This window comes from Phyllobacterium sp. YR620, from assembly GCF_900104165.1.
Classification (GTDB): domain Bacteria; phylum Pseudomonadota; class Alphaproteobacteria; order Rhizobiales; family Rhizobiaceae; genus Phyllobacterium; species Phyllobacterium pellucidum.
Window position 1 is genome coordinate 169,252 of the sequence record NZ_FNJP01000004.1, and the last position, 16,794, is coordinate 186,045.

Annotated in this window: 18 protein-coding genes; 15 read left to right on the forward strand and 3 right to left on the reverse strand. The window is 58.5% G+C overall.

The genetic code is table 11. The features are described from left to right. The first annotated feature begins 33 nt into the window (after nucleotides 1-33). The gene (gene purD / locus BLR72_RS15020; protein ID WP_091950281.1) at nucleotides 34-1,320 is read left to right on the forward strand and encodes a phosphoribosylamine--glycine ligase; all 1,287 of its coding nucleotides are present in this window, start codon (nucleotides 34-36) and stop codon (nucleotides 1,318-1,320) included. On the opposite strand, the gene BLR72_RS15025 is transcribed toward purD, so the two are convergent. Further along, nucleotides 1,315-2,586, reverse strand: a complete 1,272-nt coding sequence (locus BLR72_RS15025; RefSeq protein WP_244506717.1) for a glycoside hydrolase family 25 protein — start codon at nucleotides 2,584-2,586, stop codon at nucleotides 1,315-1,317. The two genes, purD and BLR72_RS15025, sit on opposite strands and share 6 nt — an antisense overlap. Nucleotides 2,587-2,807: 221 nt before the next feature. Between BLR72_RS15025 and BLR72_RS15030 the strand changes: the two genes are divergently transcribed. Beyond that, nucleotides 2,808-4,580: an acyl-CoA dehydrogenase gene (locus BLR72_RS15030; RefSeq protein ID WP_091949908.1), complete on the forward strand. Its 1,773-nt coding sequence runs from the start codon at nucleotides 2,808-2,810 to the stop codon at nucleotides 4,578-4,580. 11 nt (nucleotides 4,581-4,591) lie between these two features. Beyond that, nucleotides 4,592-5,344: a crotonase/enoyl-CoA hydratase family protein gene (locus BLR72_RS15035; RefSeq protein ID WP_091949910.1), complete on the forward strand. Its 753-nt coding sequence runs from the start codon at nucleotides 4,592-4,594 to the stop codon at nucleotides 5,342-5,344. Nucleotides 5,345-5,364: 20 nt separating this feature from the next. Here the strand turns inward: BLR72_RS15035 and pdxH are convergent, their stop codons facing one another. Next, the gene (gene pdxH, locus BLR72_RS15040) at nucleotides 5,365-5,973 is read right to left on the reverse strand and encodes a pyridoxamine 5'-phosphate oxidase (protein ID WP_091949912.1); all 609 of its coding nucleotides are present in this window, start codon (nucleotides 5,971-5,973) and stop codon (nucleotides 5,365-5,367) included. Nucleotides 5,974-6,299: 326 nt separating this feature from the next. Here pdxH and BLR72_RS15045 point away from each other — a divergent pair, with 326 nt between their 5' ends. The 5 genes from BLR72_RS15045 (at nucleotide 6,300) to BLR72_RS15065 (ending at nucleotide 10,679) form a co-directional block, all read left to right on the forward strand. After that, nucleotides 6,300-7,373: a glycosyltransferase family 2 protein gene (locus tag BLR72_RS15045; protein ID WP_139202536.1), complete on the forward strand. Its 1,074-nt coding sequence runs from the start codon at nucleotides 6,300-6,302 to the stop codon at nucleotides 7,371-7,373. Between the two features lie 260 nt (nucleotides 7,374-7,633). Next, nucleotides 7,634-8,104, forward strand: coding sequence for an RT0821/Lpp0805 family surface protein (locus BLR72_RS15050; RefSeq protein ID WP_348271826.1), 471 nt, complete (start codon nucleotides 7,634-7,636; stop codon nucleotides 8,102-8,104). A gap of 124 nt (nucleotides 8,105-8,228) precedes the next feature. Beyond that, entirely contained in the window at nucleotides 8,229-9,164 is a 936-nt protein-coding gene (locus BLR72_RS15055) for a DnaJ C-terminal domain-containing protein (protein ID WP_027230094.1), read from the forward strand. Nucleotides 9,165-9,255: 91 nt separating this feature from the next. Further along, on the forward strand, nucleotides 9,256-10,074 hold the full coding sequence (gene fabI / locus BLR72_RS15060) for an enoyl-ACP reductase FabI (protein WP_027230093.1): 819 nt from the start codon (nucleotides 9,256-9,258) through the stop codon (nucleotides 10,072-10,074). Between the two features lie 2 nt (nucleotides 10,075-10,076). Beyond that, nucleotides 10,077-10,679: a histidine phosphatase family protein gene (locus BLR72_RS15065; RefSeq protein WP_244506729.1), complete on the forward strand. Its 603-nt coding sequence runs from the start codon at nucleotides 10,077-10,079 to the stop codon at nucleotides 10,677-10,679. 6 nt (nucleotides 10,680-10,685) lie between these two features. Here BLR72_RS15065 and BLR72_RS15070 read toward each other — a convergent pair whose 3' ends face one another. Continuing rightward, nucleotides 10,686-10,940 (reverse strand): DUF1344 domain-containing protein, encoded by a 255-nt coding sequence (locus BLR72_RS15070; protein WP_027230091.1) that lies wholly within the window; start codon nucleotides 10,938-10,940, stop codon nucleotides 10,686-10,688. Between the two features lie 381 nt (nucleotides 10,941-11,321). Here BLR72_RS15070 and BLR72_RS15075 point away from each other — a divergent pair, with 381 nt between their 5' ends. The 7 genes from BLR72_RS15075 to ribB all read left to right on the forward strand — a co-directional run bounded on the left by BLR72_RS15075 (nucleotide 11,322) and on the right by ribB (nucleotide 16,730). After that, the gene (locus BLR72_RS15075) at nucleotides 11,322-11,567 is read left to right on the forward strand and encodes a BrnT family toxin (RefSeq protein WP_091949916.1); all 246 of its coding nucleotides are present in this window, start codon (nucleotides 11,322-11,324) and stop codon (nucleotides 11,565-11,567) included. Continuing rightward, nucleotides 11,567-11,875, forward strand: coding sequence for a BrnA antitoxin family protein (locus BLR72_RS15080; protein WP_091949917.1), 309 nt, complete (start codon nucleotides 11,567-11,569; stop codon nucleotides 11,873-11,875). Before BLR72_RS15075 ends, BLR72_RS15080 begins: the two co-directional genes overlap by 1 nt. A 274-nt stretch (nucleotides 11,876-12,149) precedes the next feature. Beyond that, complete coding sequence (locus BLR72_RS15085; RefSeq protein ID WP_091949919.1) at nucleotides 12,150-12,380, forward strand: hypothetical protein; 231 nt, start codon at nucleotides 12,150-12,152, stop codon at nucleotides 12,378-12,380. A gap of 220 nt (nucleotides 12,381-12,600) precedes the next feature. Beyond that, complete coding sequence (locus BLR72_RS15090; protein WP_091949921.1) at nucleotides 12,601-13,128, forward strand: DUF4142 domain-containing protein; 528 nt, start codon at nucleotides 12,601-12,603, stop codon at nucleotides 13,126-13,128. Between the two features lie 259 nt (nucleotides 13,129-13,387). Beyond that, the gene (locus BLR72_RS15095) at nucleotides 13,388-14,362 is read left to right on the forward strand and encodes a Bug family tripartite tricarboxylate transporter substrate binding protein (protein ID WP_162737262.1); all 975 of its coding nucleotides are present in this window, start codon (nucleotides 13,388-13,390) and stop codon (nucleotides 14,360-14,362) included. 156 nt (nucleotides 14,363-14,518) lie between these two features. After that, the gene (gene aroC, locus BLR72_RS15100) at nucleotides 14,519-15,613 is read left to right on the forward strand and encodes a chorismate synthase (RefSeq protein WP_091949925.1); all 1,095 of its coding nucleotides are present in this window, start codon (nucleotides 14,519-14,521) and stop codon (nucleotides 15,611-15,613) included. Between the two features lie 13 nt (nucleotides 15,614-15,626). After that, nucleotides 15,627-16,730, forward strand: a complete 1,104-nt coding sequence (gene ribB, locus BLR72_RS15105; protein WP_027230086.1) for a 3,4-dihydroxy-2-butanone-4-phosphate synthase — start codon at nucleotides 15,627-15,629, stop codon at nucleotides 16,728-16,730. Nucleotides 16,731-16,794: the final 64 nt, after the last annotated feature.

The window sequence follows — 16,794 nt, forward strand, 5'->3', positions numbered from 1 at the left end:
CGGCAACTCGTAAACATGCGGAGCACGATGTCGATGAAAGTCCTGCTTATTGGGTCCGGTGGCCGGGAACACGCGCTGGCATGGAAGATCGCGGCCTCGCCCGTATTGACGAGGCTCTATTGCGCACCGGGCAATCCCGGCATTGCCAAGGTCGCGGAGTGCGTCGCGCTCGACCCCGCCAACCATGCGCAGATCGTCGCTTTCTGCAAGGAAAACGCCATTGATTTCGTCGTGGTCGGACCCGAAGCGCCTTTGGTTGCCGGCATAGCCGACGAACTTCGCGCCGCCGGCATTCTGGTTTTCGGTCCGTCCAAGGCTGCGGCTCGGCTTGAAGGCTCGAAGGGCTTCACCAAAGACCTCTGCGCCAGTTTCGATATTCCGACCGGCGCCTACCAGCGTTTCACGCAGGCCGATGCCGCCAAGGCTTATGTCCGGCAGCAGGGTGTGCCGATCGTCGTCAAGGCCGATGGTCTCGCCGCCGGCAAGGGCGTTGTGGTGGCATTCGAGCTGCAGGAAGCGCTCGACGCTGTTGAAGCCTGTTTTTCCGGAGCCTTTGGCGGTGCCGGCGCCGAGGTCGTGGTGGAGGAATATCTCGATGGCGAGGAGGCAAGCTTCTTCTGCCTTTGTGATGGAAAGACCGCGCTTCCATTCGGCACCGCCCAGGATCACAAGCGCGTCGGCGAAGGCGATACCGGCGTCAACACCGGCGGCATGGGCGCTTATTCGCCCGCCCCGGTTATGCCGCAGGCGATGATCGACCGGACGATGCGCGAACTAATCGAGCCGACCATGCGCGGCATGGCGGAAATCGGCGCGCCGTTCAGCGGTATCCTCTTCGCGGGCCTGATGATCACGAAGGACGGGCCGAAGCTGATCGAGTACAACACGCGGTTTGGCGATCCGGAAACGCAGGTCCTGATGCTACGCCTGAAGGACGATCTGCTGCTGCTGCTCAAGGCCGCTGCCGACGGCATGCTCGAGCAGGTTTCGGTGCGCTGGAACGACGAACCTGCATTGACCGTCGTCATGGCCGCCCGGGGCTATCCGGCAGCGCCTGAAAAGGGCAGCGTCATCAGGGGGCTCGATTCGGCTGCCGCCGACGGTTCTGTCGAGATATTTCATGCCGGGACGGCAGAGAAAGACGGCGAACTCGTCGCCAATGGCGGGCGCGTACTGAACGTCACCGCAAGCGGCCGTACCGTGGCGCAGGCTCAGGCCGCAGCCTACGCTGCCATTGCCAAGATAGACTGGCCGGAGGGCTTCTATAGGCGCGACATCGGCTGGCGCGCCATTGAGCGCGAGAAGACCGCCGCTCTATAGGAAGGGGTCGAGCGCAGCAAGCTGCCCTTCCACCGTTTGCCTGGACTTCGGCACGAAGTATTTGAAGCAGTAATGGGTTACCACGACGCGCTGGTCGGGCGCCGCCGGCTCGGAGGCTTCGCGTAGACTGGTCCACAACTGCTCCACGGTCGCCTTGCGTGCCGAAAGGCCATTCAGCCTTTCGTCGGTATCCAACTTCAGCGAGATCGAAGCTGTTATCGACTGGTCGACCTTGTCTGTGCGCGGGTCATTCCTTTCAAGCAGTGTCGAGGCTTCGGCAAGGAAGTTCGCTGCGGCGGCGTGCAATGTCACCGTCATTTCCTTCAGGCGCCGGTAATCAATAAGCGGCGGCTGTGCCGCTGCCATCAATATATCGTCGCGCGGTGAGGGGCGATTGCCTGGCGTCGGCAAGTCGTCAGGTGGTATCGCATCGACCAGTTCGCCGAACGGCCACGCCCGCCGCAACTGCGCCACGGTCATATCGGTGATGTTGACGTCGATGTCGCGGTTTGTTCCGGCCGGGCGATAGGGGCACTTCTGCTTGTTGCAGTTGCTCGGCGAGGTAAATTGCCAAAGGGCGTAATCGCGCCAGTTGCCTTTGGGAAAATGCGGCGCGATATCGCTTTCGTAGCGCGCGTACCAGAGCTGCAGGCGCGACAGGATCGGCAGCTCCAGGCGATGGTCGGCGATGTAACGTGCGGTCGTGCCATTCGTATAAAGGACCGGATAGCGCCCGATCCTGAACTTGATGTGCTCGGCGAAAATCTCCGCATCCTGCAGCGACATGAACTTCGACGGATCGTTCTCTTCGATATCGATGGCGACGAGTTCGTCGTCGCTCGGTTCGGCATAATCGACGAAATGGTTTGCCTGCTCGATGGGATTGCCCGGGCGCGCGAGATGATAAGCGCCCCATTTTAACCCCAGCGCCTTCGCCAGAATCCGGCGTGTCTGGTAAAGCTCGCGTGAGACTGCATAGTTGCGCCAGATGCGTTTGCACAGCTCCTGCTGCATGGCATCGGCAATGCGCTTGCACTGGTAGTTTGCCGGCAGGCCGTCCGATCCCTTGTGGATGAACGCCGCAATCCTGGGGTCCTTGGCGATTTCAACGAGATTGAAGGAATTGTGCTCGTAGCCGTCGAGGACGATGGCGCGCGCATTGTTCGACCATGGGGTGGTGAATTCGGATGCCGCCTGCGCCGGGTCGCCGAGAAACAAGGCCGCGAGGACCGTTGCAATGGCAAATCTGGGCACGCGGATCGTCAAACGGAAATCCTTCACACGGTGCGATCAAACCCATACTAACCAAGGATGGTCGCCGCATCGCGGTTAATATTTGGTTAGTCACCGATTTTGCACCCGTTGCGCCCATCACGAAGCGAAAGCGCCTTCTCCAAGTATCTTACGTTTACGTAAAAATACACTTGCTTGCGCCCCGATGCGGTTGCAATGTGCGCCCGCTGCCATCACGCATAAGGAGACGTGACATGTACCGCGCGCCCGTCGAGGAAATTATCCACACGCTCAGAGTGACCGCCGGTCTTGACGCCGCGTTGGAACAGGGCCGCTTCGGCGACCTTTCGGGTGACCTTGTCGATGCCATTGTCGAAGAGGCCGGACGTTTTGCGTCGACGCGCGTCGCGCCCCTGCTTGAAGTCGGCGACAAGCATGGCACGCCACTTAAGGATGGCGAAGTGACGACCCCGCCCGGCTGGAAGGAAGTCTATCGCGAGTGGATAGACGGCGGCTGGAACGCCTTGACCGGCCCCGAAGAGTTCGGCGGGCAGGGCCTGCCGATGATGCTTGCCATTGCAACATTCGAGATGTGGAACTCGGGCTCCATGGCATTCGGGATTGGCCCGACGTTGACCCTTGGCGCCATCGAGGCGCTGGAAGCGCATGCGGCCGACGATCTTAGGCATCTTTATCTGCCGAAGCTCGTTTCCGGCGAATGGATGGGCACGATGAACCTTACGGAGCCGCAGGCCGGCTCCGATGTCGGCGCATTGCGCACGCGCGCCGAACGCGCCGAGGATGGCACCTATCGCATTTTCGGCAGCAAGATTTTCATTACCTATGGCGAGCACGACCTGACCGACAACATCGTCCATCTCGTCCTCGCCCGGCTTCCCGACGCCCCGCAGGGAACGAAAGGTATCTCGCTGTTTCTCGTGCCGAAAATCCTCTTCGACAAGGATGGTTCGCTCGGGGCCCGCAATGATGTTTTCTGTGGAGGCGTCGAGCACAAGATGGGCATCCATGGCTCGCCAACCTGCACGATGATCTACGGGGACGGATTTGCCAAGGGCCGCGAGCCGGGTGCGGTCGGCTGGCTGATCGGTGAGGAAAACCGCGGTCTCGCCTGCATGTTCACCATGATGAACAACGCCCGCCTTGCGGTCGGGATACAGGGGGTCGCTGTTGCCGAGACTGCCTATCAGAAAGCGCTCGCCTATGCCGAGGACCGCCGACAGATGCGAGCGCCCGGCTGGAAGGGCGAAGGCATGAGTCCGATCATCGAGCACCCCGATGTCCAGCGCAATCTATTGACGATGAAGGGCCTGACTGGTGCCGCGCGCGCAATAGCCTACGCCTGTGCCCATGCCATCGACATGGCGAAGACCGGCGAAGGCGATGAGGCGCGGTTTTGGTCCGATCGGGCCAATCTCTTGACCCCCGTCGCCAAGGCTTTCTCGACCGATATAGGCGTAGACGTTGCGTCAATCGGTATCCAGGTTCATGGCGGCATGGGCTATATCGAGGAGACGGGCGCCGCACAGCTGCTGCGTGATGCGCGCATTGCGCCGATCTATGAAGGCACCAACGGCATTCAGGCCATAGACCTTGTCCAGCGCAAGCTGTCGCTTGCCGGCGGGCAGCATTTCGCCGGCTATATCGCCGAGCTTCGAGAAATCGCCGAAGCCGTCAACGCCTCGAACAGCATCGAGTTTGGCGAGACCGCAAAGCGCCTGTCTGGCGGCCTCGACGATCTTGCCGAAGCGGGTACCTGGCTGCAGGCGGCGATCGCCGAGGGCAGGGTCAGCGACGCCTTTGCGGGGGCGACGCCTTTCCTGCGGCTCTTCGGTCTTGCCGCGGGTGCGGCCTATCTCGCCAAGGCAGCCCTCGGCGGCAACAACGCCGGGCGCTCGGCACTTGCACGATTCTTCGCCGAAAATCTTCTCGCCGAAACGGCGGCGCTAAAGGACCGTGTCATTCATGGCGCCGCCAGCCTGCTCGCCGCGCGCACGGCGCTTTCCTAACAGGGGACCACATGTCTGAGCATATACAGATCGAGCGCAACGGCGCGGTTCAAGTCATTCGCATGAACCGACCCGACAAGAAGAATGCGCTGACACGCACAATGTATGCGGCGATGTCCAGGGCAATTGCCGACAGCGACAGCGATCCAGACATCCGCGCCAATGTCTTTTTCGGCGTGCCGGGCGCATTTTCCTCCGGTAACGACCTGCAGGACTTCATGGCCTTCGCCACCACGGGCCAAATGGGCACGGAGGTCATCGACTTTCTCGTAGCGGTCGCCAATGCGAAAAAGCCGCTGCTCGCGGGCGTAGACGGCCTCGCCATTGGTGTCGGGTCGACGCTGCAGCTTCATTGCGACTTGAGCTTCGCTACACCACAGTCCTATTTCAAGACGCCGTTTGTCGATCTCGGCCTCGTCCCGGAAGCGGCATCAAGCCTGCTCGGACCAGCTCTGATGGGTCAGCAACGCGCCTTTGCCTTTCTCGCCATGGGTGATGGCCTGAATGCGGTCGAGGCGAAGGAAGCCGGGCTGATCTACCGGTTGGTGGAGACAGACGAACTCGAGGCGTCCGTGTTGAAGGCGGCGACCGAAATCGCCGCTAAGCCGCCGCAAGCGATGCAGATTGCCCGCGATCTGCTGCGGATGCCGCGGAAGGAAACCATCGACCGCATCCATCTCGAGGCCAAGCTCTTTGCCGAGCGCCTTCAGTCGGACGAGGCGCGGGCGGCGTTCATCGCCTTCCTCAGCCGCAAGAAAGGCTAAGCCCAGATCCTGAACGCAGCTTAGGGATAGAGCCGCGTCTTGTTCCAGTCACCGGCTGGCTCGTCGCGGCTGAAGACCACGCGGTCGTGCAAGCGGAACGGCCGGTCGTGCCAGAATTCAATGGATGTAGGGCGAATCCGGAAACCTGACCAATGGTCGGGACGCGGGATTTCGCCAATCGCGTAGCGGGCCGTATATTCTGCCACGGCCTTTTCCAGCGCAAACCGGCTTTCGAGCGGTCGCGACTGCTTCGACGCCCATGCGCCGATGCGGCTGCCACGCGGCCGCGTGGCATAATATGCATCGGCCTCTTCCTTGCTGACGATTTCGACCGGGCCGCGTACACGCACCTGCCGGCGCAGTGACTTCCAGTGGAAGCACATGGCAGCCTTCATCGATCCGAGGATTTCTTCGCCCTTCCGGCTCTCGAAATTCGTGTAAAAAACAAAGCCTTGTGTATCGAACCCTTTCAAGAGAACCATGCGCACGTCCGGCAGGCCGTCTGAATCGACTGTCGCAAGCGCAACAGCGTTCGGATCATTAGGCTCGGTTTTGGTGGCATCCCCAAGCCATTCCTCGAACAGCGCGAATGGTTCGGAATTCTCAGTGAAGTCATCTGTTGATGTCATGGGTCTCGATCATTTCAAATGGTTGGTTGAGATTTCCATAAGGTTTCGAAGACGGGTGCAGAGGTCGCTTGATGGCCGATAACTCAACTCCGGTTGGCGTCTTCGAATTTTGTTACCTTCTCCATGCCCTGCATGGCAAGCGGCACCTGGCTTCCAGCTAAATTAGATGGCACGTGAGCGCGCTTGAGGTCTGCGACGGGACCTTAGTGGCCCATTTTTCTCGGCCCATTTATGAAACATTTTCGAATCGGTTACATTAATTGATTGTGGCGCCGCAAGTATTGCGTGAACCGTCCGCACAACATCCTGGAGTTGAGGACGCCGCGTTGAACAACACATGCTATCCTTCGCGCAATTCCATCGGGCTTCGGCACCGTGGTTTTCTGGCGGCGGTCCGCACATGGCTTAAAGAGCGAAAGGCTGCTCCTCTCCTGTCAAGCCAACTTGGAATGCATCAGATCGCGACAGCGACGTCACAATATACGGACAGTGACATTGCAGTTGTGGTGCCGGTCAGAAACGAAAGGAAGTTTCTAGGTTCGTTTCTGGCGCACTACAGAAAGCTCGGGGTGGCACGTTTTATCGTTATTGACGACCAATCCTGCGATGGAACCGTCGAATATCTAACCGCCCAGAATGACGTCGACCTCTGGCGGTCGACGGTTAGATACGCGGACGCTCAACGCTCGATCCTGTGGAGGGAATGGATTTTCAACCACTATGGTCAGAACCGGTGGTACCTCAATCTGGATGTAGATGAGTATCTTGTTTATCAGGACTGCTACCAGCGACCGATCACTGACGTCGCTACGCATCTTTCTATCCAGCAACATTTTAGAATGGCCGCCCCCATGATCGACTTATATCCGGGTGAGCATTCATGCGCGAACCTTTCCGATGATGTTCCGCCTTGGGAGATTGCAAACCAGTTTGATGCAACCGGGTATGTTATCGGACAGGCGAGTTCGGGATGGTCAATAAAGGGCGGTTTACGAGGCAGGAAGTTCGGCTTGTCGAACCAACTGATAAAATACCCGCTTACCTACTGGGATAGTGAGAGTTCGTTGTCTCGCGGAATACACAAGCCCAAGCCGTTCAAGCGCAATTTCGGCCCGATATACGGTGTTCTACTGCACTTCAAATTTTTCTCTGATCTTAAGCAGAAAGTCGACACAGCCATCCACGACTGCCAATACTTCTCCAATGCTGCGGAATATCAGCTTATCGCCAAAGTCCTTGCCGAAACGCCCGAGCTTCAACTGCATGATGTCCAATACTCTGCCGGGTACGAGGGACCTGGCCAACTCATCGGGCTTGGCTTCATGAGAGAGCTGTGGATGATCATTGCCGCCTTCATGGGATTCGCCAGCACGTTTCAATTCCTGCTCGATGGAATATGAGGGGCGTGCAGACACCTCGTTTCGTGGGTTACTCCTCGCAACCGAGGTTGGTGCACGCCTGTCACGGTTCGCGTCCAGGTGATGCTTCTCTCTAGCTTTCCAAAAGAGCTTTCCACAGAAAACCGGCACGTCTTTCAAAGCTGACTTGGATACCCGAAAGCTAACGATTTGATAACGTTCGATGGGTGGGTAATCCGTTGTTAACTTCATTTAATCCATAGTCCCATAGTCATTTCGAATTGACCCTGTTAGAGAAAGGCATGTTTTTGGCGTTTCCACGATCCGGTAGCAAGCAATTCCGTGCAGATAAGCGGCGTGCAGGCGGGCTCTTTAAAGGCCCCGCGATCATTGTCGTCTTTGGCTTGCTCCAGGGCTGTGCCATGAAGGGTTTCAGCATTGAGAAGGCGGTTCCTGACCAGACAGCTGTGACCGGTTCGGTTGCTCCGGCGCAAGCCGTCGATGCGAAAGGATCGTCTGACCAGACGACCGTCCGCAATATCGTCTCCGCCCTCAATTTCACCCAATGGGGCAAAAAGCCCGTGCCGTGGTCCAACCCGGAAACCGGCAGTCAGGGTACCATCACCGCTATTGCCGAAAAGAAGAACGAGACAGAACTTTGCCGCGAATTCCAGACATCGCGCGAGTCGTTCGACGGGGTCATGCTCTATAAGGGCGAGACGTGCATGCAAAATGGCGGCCAGTGGACGTTGAAATCGTTCGCCCCTATGTAAGCGGTTGCAAGCTTTGAGCTGTTTTCGTAGTTTTTTGCATCAAATCTCTGGAATTTCTTCCTATTCATGAGCATATAGCTGCGGAATCCCAGGACATCTCGCTCATGCGAGGAAAGGCAGACACATGCGCGATCCCTATAGCGTGTTGGGCGTCGCCAAGACGGCGAAGCCAGAAGAAATAAAATCGGCGTTTCGCAAGCTCGCCAAGAAATACCATCCCGACCAGAATCAGGATGATCCGAAGGCGCAGGCAAATTTCTCCGAGATCAACCAGGCTTATGAAATCGTCGGCGACAAGGAGCGCCGGGGCCAGTTCGATCGCGGCGAGATTGACGCGGAAGGCAAGCAGCGCGCTCCCCATGGTTTTGAAGGTTTTGGTGGCGGCGAGGGCGATCCTTTCGCCGGTTTCGGCGGTGCGCGCCATCGGCCGGGCGGTTTCGAATTCCGCTCGAGCACGGCCGGCAATTCCGGCTTCGGCGCGGAAGACATATTGAGCAGCCTCTTCGGTGAGGGCGCCGGCATGGGTGGCGCCGGCTTCGGCGGCGCGCGCCGCGCCGGACCGCGCAAGGGCGCCGATCTCCAGGCAACGATCGATATCACGCTCGAGCAGGCCGCGGGTGCCGAGAAGGTCGAGGCGATTTTTCCGAACGGCAAGCGGCTTGCGATCAAATTGCCGACCGGCGTTGAGAACGGCCAGACGATTCGGCTCAAGGGTCAGGGCGAGGAAGTATTGGGCGGCACCGCGGGCGACGCTCTGGTGACGATCCGTTTCAAGCCGCACCCTGAGTTCCGTGTCGATGGTCGGGACATCCATGTCGAACTGCCGGTATCGCTGCGCGATGCCGTTCTCGGATCACGCCAGGAAGTTGATACGTTGAATGGCCGCGTGGCGGTCAAAGTCGCGCCCTGGACGAGCTCAGACCGCGTTTTGCGGCTGAAGGGCAAGGGTTTGCCGAAAAAGGGCGAGGGACATGGCGATCTCTTCGTTCATGTTCGCATCATGCTGCCCGAAAATCGCGATCCGGCGCTCGAAGCATTCCTACGCGAATCCGGCAACTGAAAAACCAAAACGACATTGAGAGCATGCTTGAAGCCCGGCGCGGGCTGTGCGATACCGCACATCGATCATAAGTCTCATGAAGGGTTGGTATATGACCGCCAAAACCGGTTTGATGCAAGGTAAACGGGGCCTGATTATGGGCGTGGCCAATAACAGGTCCATCGCCTGGGGCATTGCCAAGGCGGCTCATGACGCCGGCGCCGAACTCGCATTCACATATCAGGGCGACGCTTTGAAGAAGCGCGTCGAGCCGCTCGCGGAGGAACTCGGCGCTTTCCTCTGCGGCCATTGCGATGTCGGCGACGCAGCGACCATCGATGCCTGTTTTGCAGCTCTCGAAGAGAAATGGGGCAAGCTCGATTTCCTCGTGCACGCCATCGGATTTTCCGACAAGGACGAATTGACCGGCCGTTATGTCGACACGTCCGAAGCCAATTTCAGCAAGACCATGCTGATCTCAGTCTATTCGTTGACGGCAGTTGCCAAGCGCGCCGAAAAGCTGATGACAGATGGCGGCTCCATCCTGACGCTCACCTATTACGGCGCCGAAAAAGTGATGCCCAACTATAACGTCATGGGCGTTGCCAAGGCCGCGCTCGAGGCGAGCGTCAAATATCTCGCGGTTGATCTCGGCCCCGACAATATTCGCGTCAATGCCATTTCCGCCGGGCCGATCAAGACGCTTGCAGCATCAGGCATCGGCGATTTCCGCTATATCCTCAAGTGGAACGAGTACAATGCGCCGCTGCGCCGCACGGTCAGCATCGAGGAAGTGGGCGACGCCGGTCTCTATTTCCTTTCCGACCTTTCGCGCTCGGTCACCGGCGAAGTTCATCACGTCGACAGCGGCTATCACGTCGTCGGCATGAAAGCCGTTGACGCACCTGACATTTCCGTCGTGAAAGATTGAGCATCGCAGTGATCCCGCCCGACACGCTGATTTATTTCTCGCGTCACGGCGAGACGGACTGGAACGTGACGGAGCGAATCCAGGGGCAGGAAGATATCGATATCAATGCGCGCGGCCGCGCTCAGGCCGACCGCAACGGCGATCTGATCAAGTCGCTCATCGGCGATGGCGCTGGATTCGATTTCGTTGCGAGCCCGCTGCGCCGCACGCGCGAGACCATGGAACGCATCCGCACCCGAATGGGTGTCGATCCGGCTGCCTACCACACCGATCCGCGCCTGATGGAAGTCAGCTTCGGCGACTGGCAGGGCTATATGATCGAGGACATCGCCAGGAAGACGCCGGAACTGGTCGAGGAACGTGCGCGCAACAAGTGGACCTTCGTGCCGCCCGGTCCAACAGCCGAGAGCTATGCGATGCTCGGCATCCGCGTGGCGAGCTGGCTGTCCGAGGTGAAGGGGCCGACCGTGTGCGTTACGCATGGCGGTTGCCTTCGCACCATTTTCCAGATGATCAACGGGTTGGATGGCCACGACGCGGCCAACCTCGCCATTACGCAGGATCACATCCTGCGCCTTGAGCACGGCAAGCTTACCTGGCTTTAGCCCAGATTATTCCTGGGTTTCTTCGATATCGGTGATGAAGCGTTCCTTGTTGACGACGTCGAACATCAACGTGACCTTCATGCCCTTCTCGATGACGCTGAGATCGAACTCGCCCGGCAATTTATAGACCTTGCCGTCGTCGAGCGTGATCGTCGAATTGTCCTCGTCGATCTTGGTGATTGTCCCTTGTGCATCGTCTGCAAGCGCACCGACCGGGAGCAGGGAGGCAATAAACATGAATGTTGCTACAAAGAAGCGCATTTTCGAATCCTCTTTATCAAATCGGTGGTCGGGCGACGCGCACACTTAGAGCGATGATTTGTGGCAAAAGAATTGCGAATCTGCGGTAGATTTGTTGAAATTAGAACCGTCGCGCCGACGCTTGCGATACTCGGGAATTCCGTGAAGGAACTACACCCGCCCGGCCTGCTCGCTCGCAGGAACCTTATGCTGGGGGCATTTTGTGTCTCCGCCGGCATTTGAACAGGACATCAGCTTTCGCAGCGCTGCGTTGTTTGAGGTGGGGTCAGCTCAGCGTAACGTGATGACGGAGCCATCACCCCCTATTGTCGTAGCACTTTAATTATTAAACGTATCACTTTTATTCTTGCCATCACTCTTAAATGTGATACAAATAATCCCATGAAAATAACCTTTGACCCACACAAGCGCCTGACCAACATCGAAAAGCACGGCTTGGATTTCGCCGATCTCGATGTCGAGTTCTTCTACGCTTCAACGATCATCCCCGCCAAGCAGGGGCGTTCCATGGCCATCGATTATTTCAAGGGCGCATTGATCATTACCGTCGTGTTTCGTCCGCTTGGTTCGGAGGCATTCACGATTATCTCGATGCGCCACGCCAGTAAGAAAGAAAGGAGCCTGTAATGGGTACCAAGTTTAAAGATGCGAAGCCTCTGACTGATGAGGAAGAGGCCGAAATCCAACGCCAGATCGCCAGCGATCCCGATGCACCAGAAGCGACTGACGAAGAACTCGCCCAGGCGAAGCCTTTTGCAGAGGCTTTTCCCGACCTGGCAGAAAGTATCAAGCGCTCGCGTGGCCGGCCGGCTGTCGACAACCCTCGTCAGCAGATTTCGCTTCGTTTGGAGCCAGAAGTCATCGCCAAGTTCAAGGCCACCGGCAAAGGCTGGCAGGGCAAGATCAATGATATTCTGAAGCGCGCTAAGATATAGGAAGCCCCGCACTTGGCGGGACTGATGGATCAGAACGGGCGGGGCCTGCGATAAACCTCGTAATGCGCTCCGGCTTCACCGTGCTACGGCATGCAGAATGTCACCTTGTCGCCGTGCTGATTTGGTTGCGGTAGGCCGGCTTAGCACCGTCGCCACCCCGACAACACAGCCGCAGCGATAGGCCTAAAGGCGTTGACTACAAACGCCCGAGAGCGGGCCTCTTGCTTTGCGGTCAGGGGCGCGATTGGTTACTCCTGAATAAGAGGAGAAAAGAATGAGCGACGATATGCCCACGCATTGGCCGACCGGCGTAGAGCCTCTGACAATTGATGGTTCTGGAAAAATCGGCGTTCACAGGGATACCGGCCACTTATATTGGGATGGCAAACGCGTCAGCACGGTTGGCAGACTTGCTTTCCCCGAAAGGGCACTCGCCGTTGTGGCCACCGCCGCGATCGTGAGCATGGCGCTAGTCGATTTGGTTCGTTTTCTGAATGGCAACTAGTCGATCCTAGAATCGCCCGGAGAGCCTCATGTCCATCGTGCGCCATGGCGATAAGGTTCGGTCGCTACGCCTTTTATTGACGCGAACCCGATCAGGCAGGCGCCCAGCACCATCGTAACAACGGCAGAATTGTCCAACTCGAGCGCGCTGGCATCGGCTTGCGTGCTTGGAACAGTGTTCCCTACCCCGCGTTGTTCGCTCAGTGCAAAGGAGAACCCAGATGAACAAGCTTTTAGTGACTGTTGCCTTGTTAATGATGTCAACGCCGACGTTTGCCCAGACGGCGGCTGAAAAGACCGGCGTCAACTCTCTGATCGGCGCGGCGCCCACAACGGAAGATTTCGTTATGGAAGCTGCCACCAGTGACATGTTTGAAATCGAGTCCAGTAAGCTCGCCGCGGAACGGGCTGACGATCCTACCAAGGTTTTCGCGAAGCAGATGATCGCGGACCATCAGAAGACGTCGGCGGAGTTGAAGCAGTTGGTTGACAGCGGGAAAGTCAAGGCCTCAATCCCGACGGCAATGACATCAGCGCAGAAAAGCACGCTCGATAAGCTCAACGGTCTGCAAGGTGAGGATTTCACCAAGCAGTATCACTCCGATCAGGTTTCGGCGCACAAGGACGCAGTGGACCTATTCAAGCGCTACGGCGAGGGCGGCGATAATCCCGACCTTAAGGCGTGGGCCGCTACGACAGAGCCGGCCTTGGAACATCATCTGATGATGGCCCACGATCTCGATAAGTAAGCAACAACTGGAACCCAGGAGAGCGCCGCTCGCCATGGGCGGCGCAATTGTATTGGTACTTCGAGTACACTCGATGATGATTTGGCGATTTTGATCACTATGACGGCCGCCGGCCGATTTGACAGCCTTGTAGAAGACACCTTCGCCGCGCTTTGTTACTTCATACCGCCATAAGTCTTATTGCGTAATCCCTGCGCGCCGTTATGTTTTGATGATTACGATATGCATTAAATCAACCGGGATTATGGAGGAGATATTCATGGGGTTTAACAGACGCACTGTTCTTGGACTTGCCGCGGGTTCGATAGTTGCATCGGTATTGCCTGCCGCTGCCGAGACATTTCCGGAGCGGGCCATTACATTGGTGGTGCCTTTTGCCGCCGGCGGATCCACCGATCTCGTTGCCCGCCTCGTCGCAGCCAATATGTCGAAATCGCTCGGGCAGCAGGTGATCGTCGAGAACGTCGGCGGTGCCGGTGGCAATCTCGGTGCGGCTCGCGTCGCCAAGGCCGATCCCGATGGCTATACGATCCTGATGGGAACCGTCGCGACCCACGCGCTCAATCCGCTCATGCTGAAGACAAAGCCCTATGACCCGGTGACGGATTTCGCGCCGGTCTCGCTTCTTGTCGTCGTTCCCAACGTGCTCGTGGTTAATCCGCAGCTGCCGGTCAACAATGTCAAGGAACTCATCGATCTGTTGAAGGCCAATCCCGACAAGTACTCCTATGCTTCATCCGGGAACGGTACGCCGCTGCATCTGTCCGGTGAACTCTTCAAGAGCATGGCCGGCGTGAAGATGGAGCATATTCCATATAAGGGCGCAGGTCCGGCCTTGAACGACCTTCTCGGCAATCAGGTTTCGATCATGTTCGACAATCTGCCCTCTTCGTCGGCCCATATAAAGGCGAAGTCGCTCAAGGGCCTCGGCGTCACGACGAAGGAGCGTGCGCCGTCCTTCCCGGATATGCCGACGGTGGCCGAGACCGTGCCTGGCTATGAGACCTACACCTGGAACGCGCTGTTTGCGCCTGCGGGCACCCCGCCTGAGATTGTCGCCAGCCTCAACAAGGCCGCCAATACCGCGCTCACCAATCCCGAACTGATCACGCGCATGAATGATTTCAGCGCGCAGATCGTCGGATCGACGCCGGAGGCGCTTGCCGACCATGTGAAGGCGGAAATCGCCAAATGGGAGCCCATCGTCAAAAGCACAGGCGTGACTTTGGACTGATCTGTTTCCAAGATCTTTTCGTCGGCGGCGAAACCGTCGCCGGCGAAAGCAATCGCGGGAGCATAAGGATCCGCACCGCATTGAGAATTTAGCAGCGACGGGTTTGACCACGGGAGGAAACACTCATAAAACGCCTCCCAAAGGCGGGTAACCCATATGTCGCACAATACGTTCGGTCATCTTTTTCGTGTCACCACCTGGGGCGAAAGCCACGGCATAGCGCTCGGCTGCGTGGTCGACGGCTGTCCGCCGGGAATTTCCTTCACGGAAGCCGAAATCCAGGCCTACCTCGACAAGCGCAAGCCCGGCCAGTCGAAGTACACGACGCAGCGGCGCGAGCCTGACCAGGTCAAGGTCCTCTCGGGGGTGATGTTGCAGGATGACGGCGTCACCATGATCTCGACGGGAACGCCGATCTCGATGATGATCGAGAATACCGACCAGCGCTCCAAGGATTATGGCGATATCGCCCGCCAGTATCGCCCCGGCCACGCCGATTATACCTACGATGTGAAGTATGGCATTCGCGACTATCGCGGCGGGGGGCGCTCCTCGGCCCGCGAGACCGCCGCGCGCGTTGCTGCCGGAGCCATTGCGCGCAAGGTCGTGCCGGGTCTCCTGGTGCGCGGCGCGCTGGTCGCAATGGGGATCCATTCGATCGACCGTGCTCGCTGGGACTGGGCCGAGGTCGACAACAATCCGTTCTTTACGCCCGATGCCGGCTCGGTCGAAACCTTTGCCGCCTATCTCGATGGCATCCGCAAGGCGGGCTCGTCGATCGGTGCGGTTATCGAGGTCGTCGCTGAGAATGTGCCTGCAGGTCTTGGCGCGCCGGTCTATGCCAAGCTCGATCAGGATATTGCCAGCTACCTCATGTCGATCAACGCCGTGAAGGGCGTTGAAATCGGCGACGGTTTCGAGTCGGCCAGGCTCAGCGGCGAGGAGAATGCCGATGAGATGCGCATGGGCAATGACGGCAAACCCATATTCCTCTCCAATCATGCCGGCGGTATACTGGGCGGAATTTCGAGCGGCGCGCCGGTCGTTGCCCGCTTTGCCGTCAAGCCGACCTCGTCGATCCTGACCCCGCGCCGCAGCATCGATGCCGATGGAAAGCAGGTGGATGTGATGACCAAGGGCAGGCACGACCCTTGCGTCGGCATCCGTGCCGTACCGATCGGCGAAGCGATGGTCGCATGCGCCATCGCGGATCATTATTTGAGGCATCGCGGCCAGACCGGCCGCATCTAGGGGGGGCGCTTTCATGGCTTACAATCAAAAACGGGTCGTCGATGCTCTGCGCGCCTTCGAACGCGGCGAAATCGTCGTCGTGATGGATGATGACGGACGCGAGAATGAGGGGGATCTGATCGTTGCGGCCGTGCATTGCACGCCGGAAAAGATGGCGTTCATCGTCCGCCACACCTCGGGCATCGTTTGTACGCCTATGCCCCGCGACCATGCGCGGCGTCTCAATCTCGCGCCGATGGTCGCCGAGAACGACGCGCCGCATGCAACGGCGTTCACCGTGACGGTGGATTACAAGCACGGCACCACCACCGGCATTTCCGCCGATGATCGCACGCTCACCGTCCGCAATCTCGCCAACCCCAATGCAGGCGCGGCGGATTTTGTCCGGCCCGGACACATTTTCCCCCTTGTCGCGCGCGAAGGCGGCGTCCTCATGCGCTCCGGACATACTGAAGCTGCCGTGGACCTGTGCAAGCTTGCCGGGCTTCCGCCAGTCGGCGTCATCTGCGAACTCGTCAATGACGACGGCTCGGTGATGCGCGGTCCGCAGGTCGCGGCCTTTGCCGAGACGAACAATCTGCACCAGGTAACGGTGGCCGACCTCATCGCCTATCGCCAGCGCAAGGAAACCTTGATCGAGCGCATCGGCGAATATGATATCGACACCTGCGCCGGCAAGGCGAGGGCCATAACGTATGCCTTGCCGTGGGAGCCGATGCACCATGCGGCTATCGTCTATGGCGATATTCGTGACGGCGAGGATGTGCCGGTACGCCTGCAGCGCGAGGACGTCTTGAGCGATGTATTCGGCGCGCGCAACACGCTCGACAGTATTATGAAGCGCATTGCCGAAGAAAAGCGCGGCGTCATCGTTTATCTGCGCGAAGGCTCCGTCGGCGTCGGCCGTGACGATGACCGCAATCGTGCCACCCTGCAGGACCGCGAGGCCCACGCCGAGGCGAAGGTGCGCGAGGAGGAATGGCGGCAGATCGGTCTTGGCGCGCAGATCCTTAAAGATCTTGGCATCACCTCGATCCGGCTTCTATCCTCGCGCGAGCGCCACTATGTCGGCCTCGAAGGTTTCGGCATCCAGATCACGAAGACGGACATCCTCTAACCTTCAAACTCTTGCGATTAGCCGGGCAAATTCGCAAGGAACGATCTTCCCATCTGCTATAGTC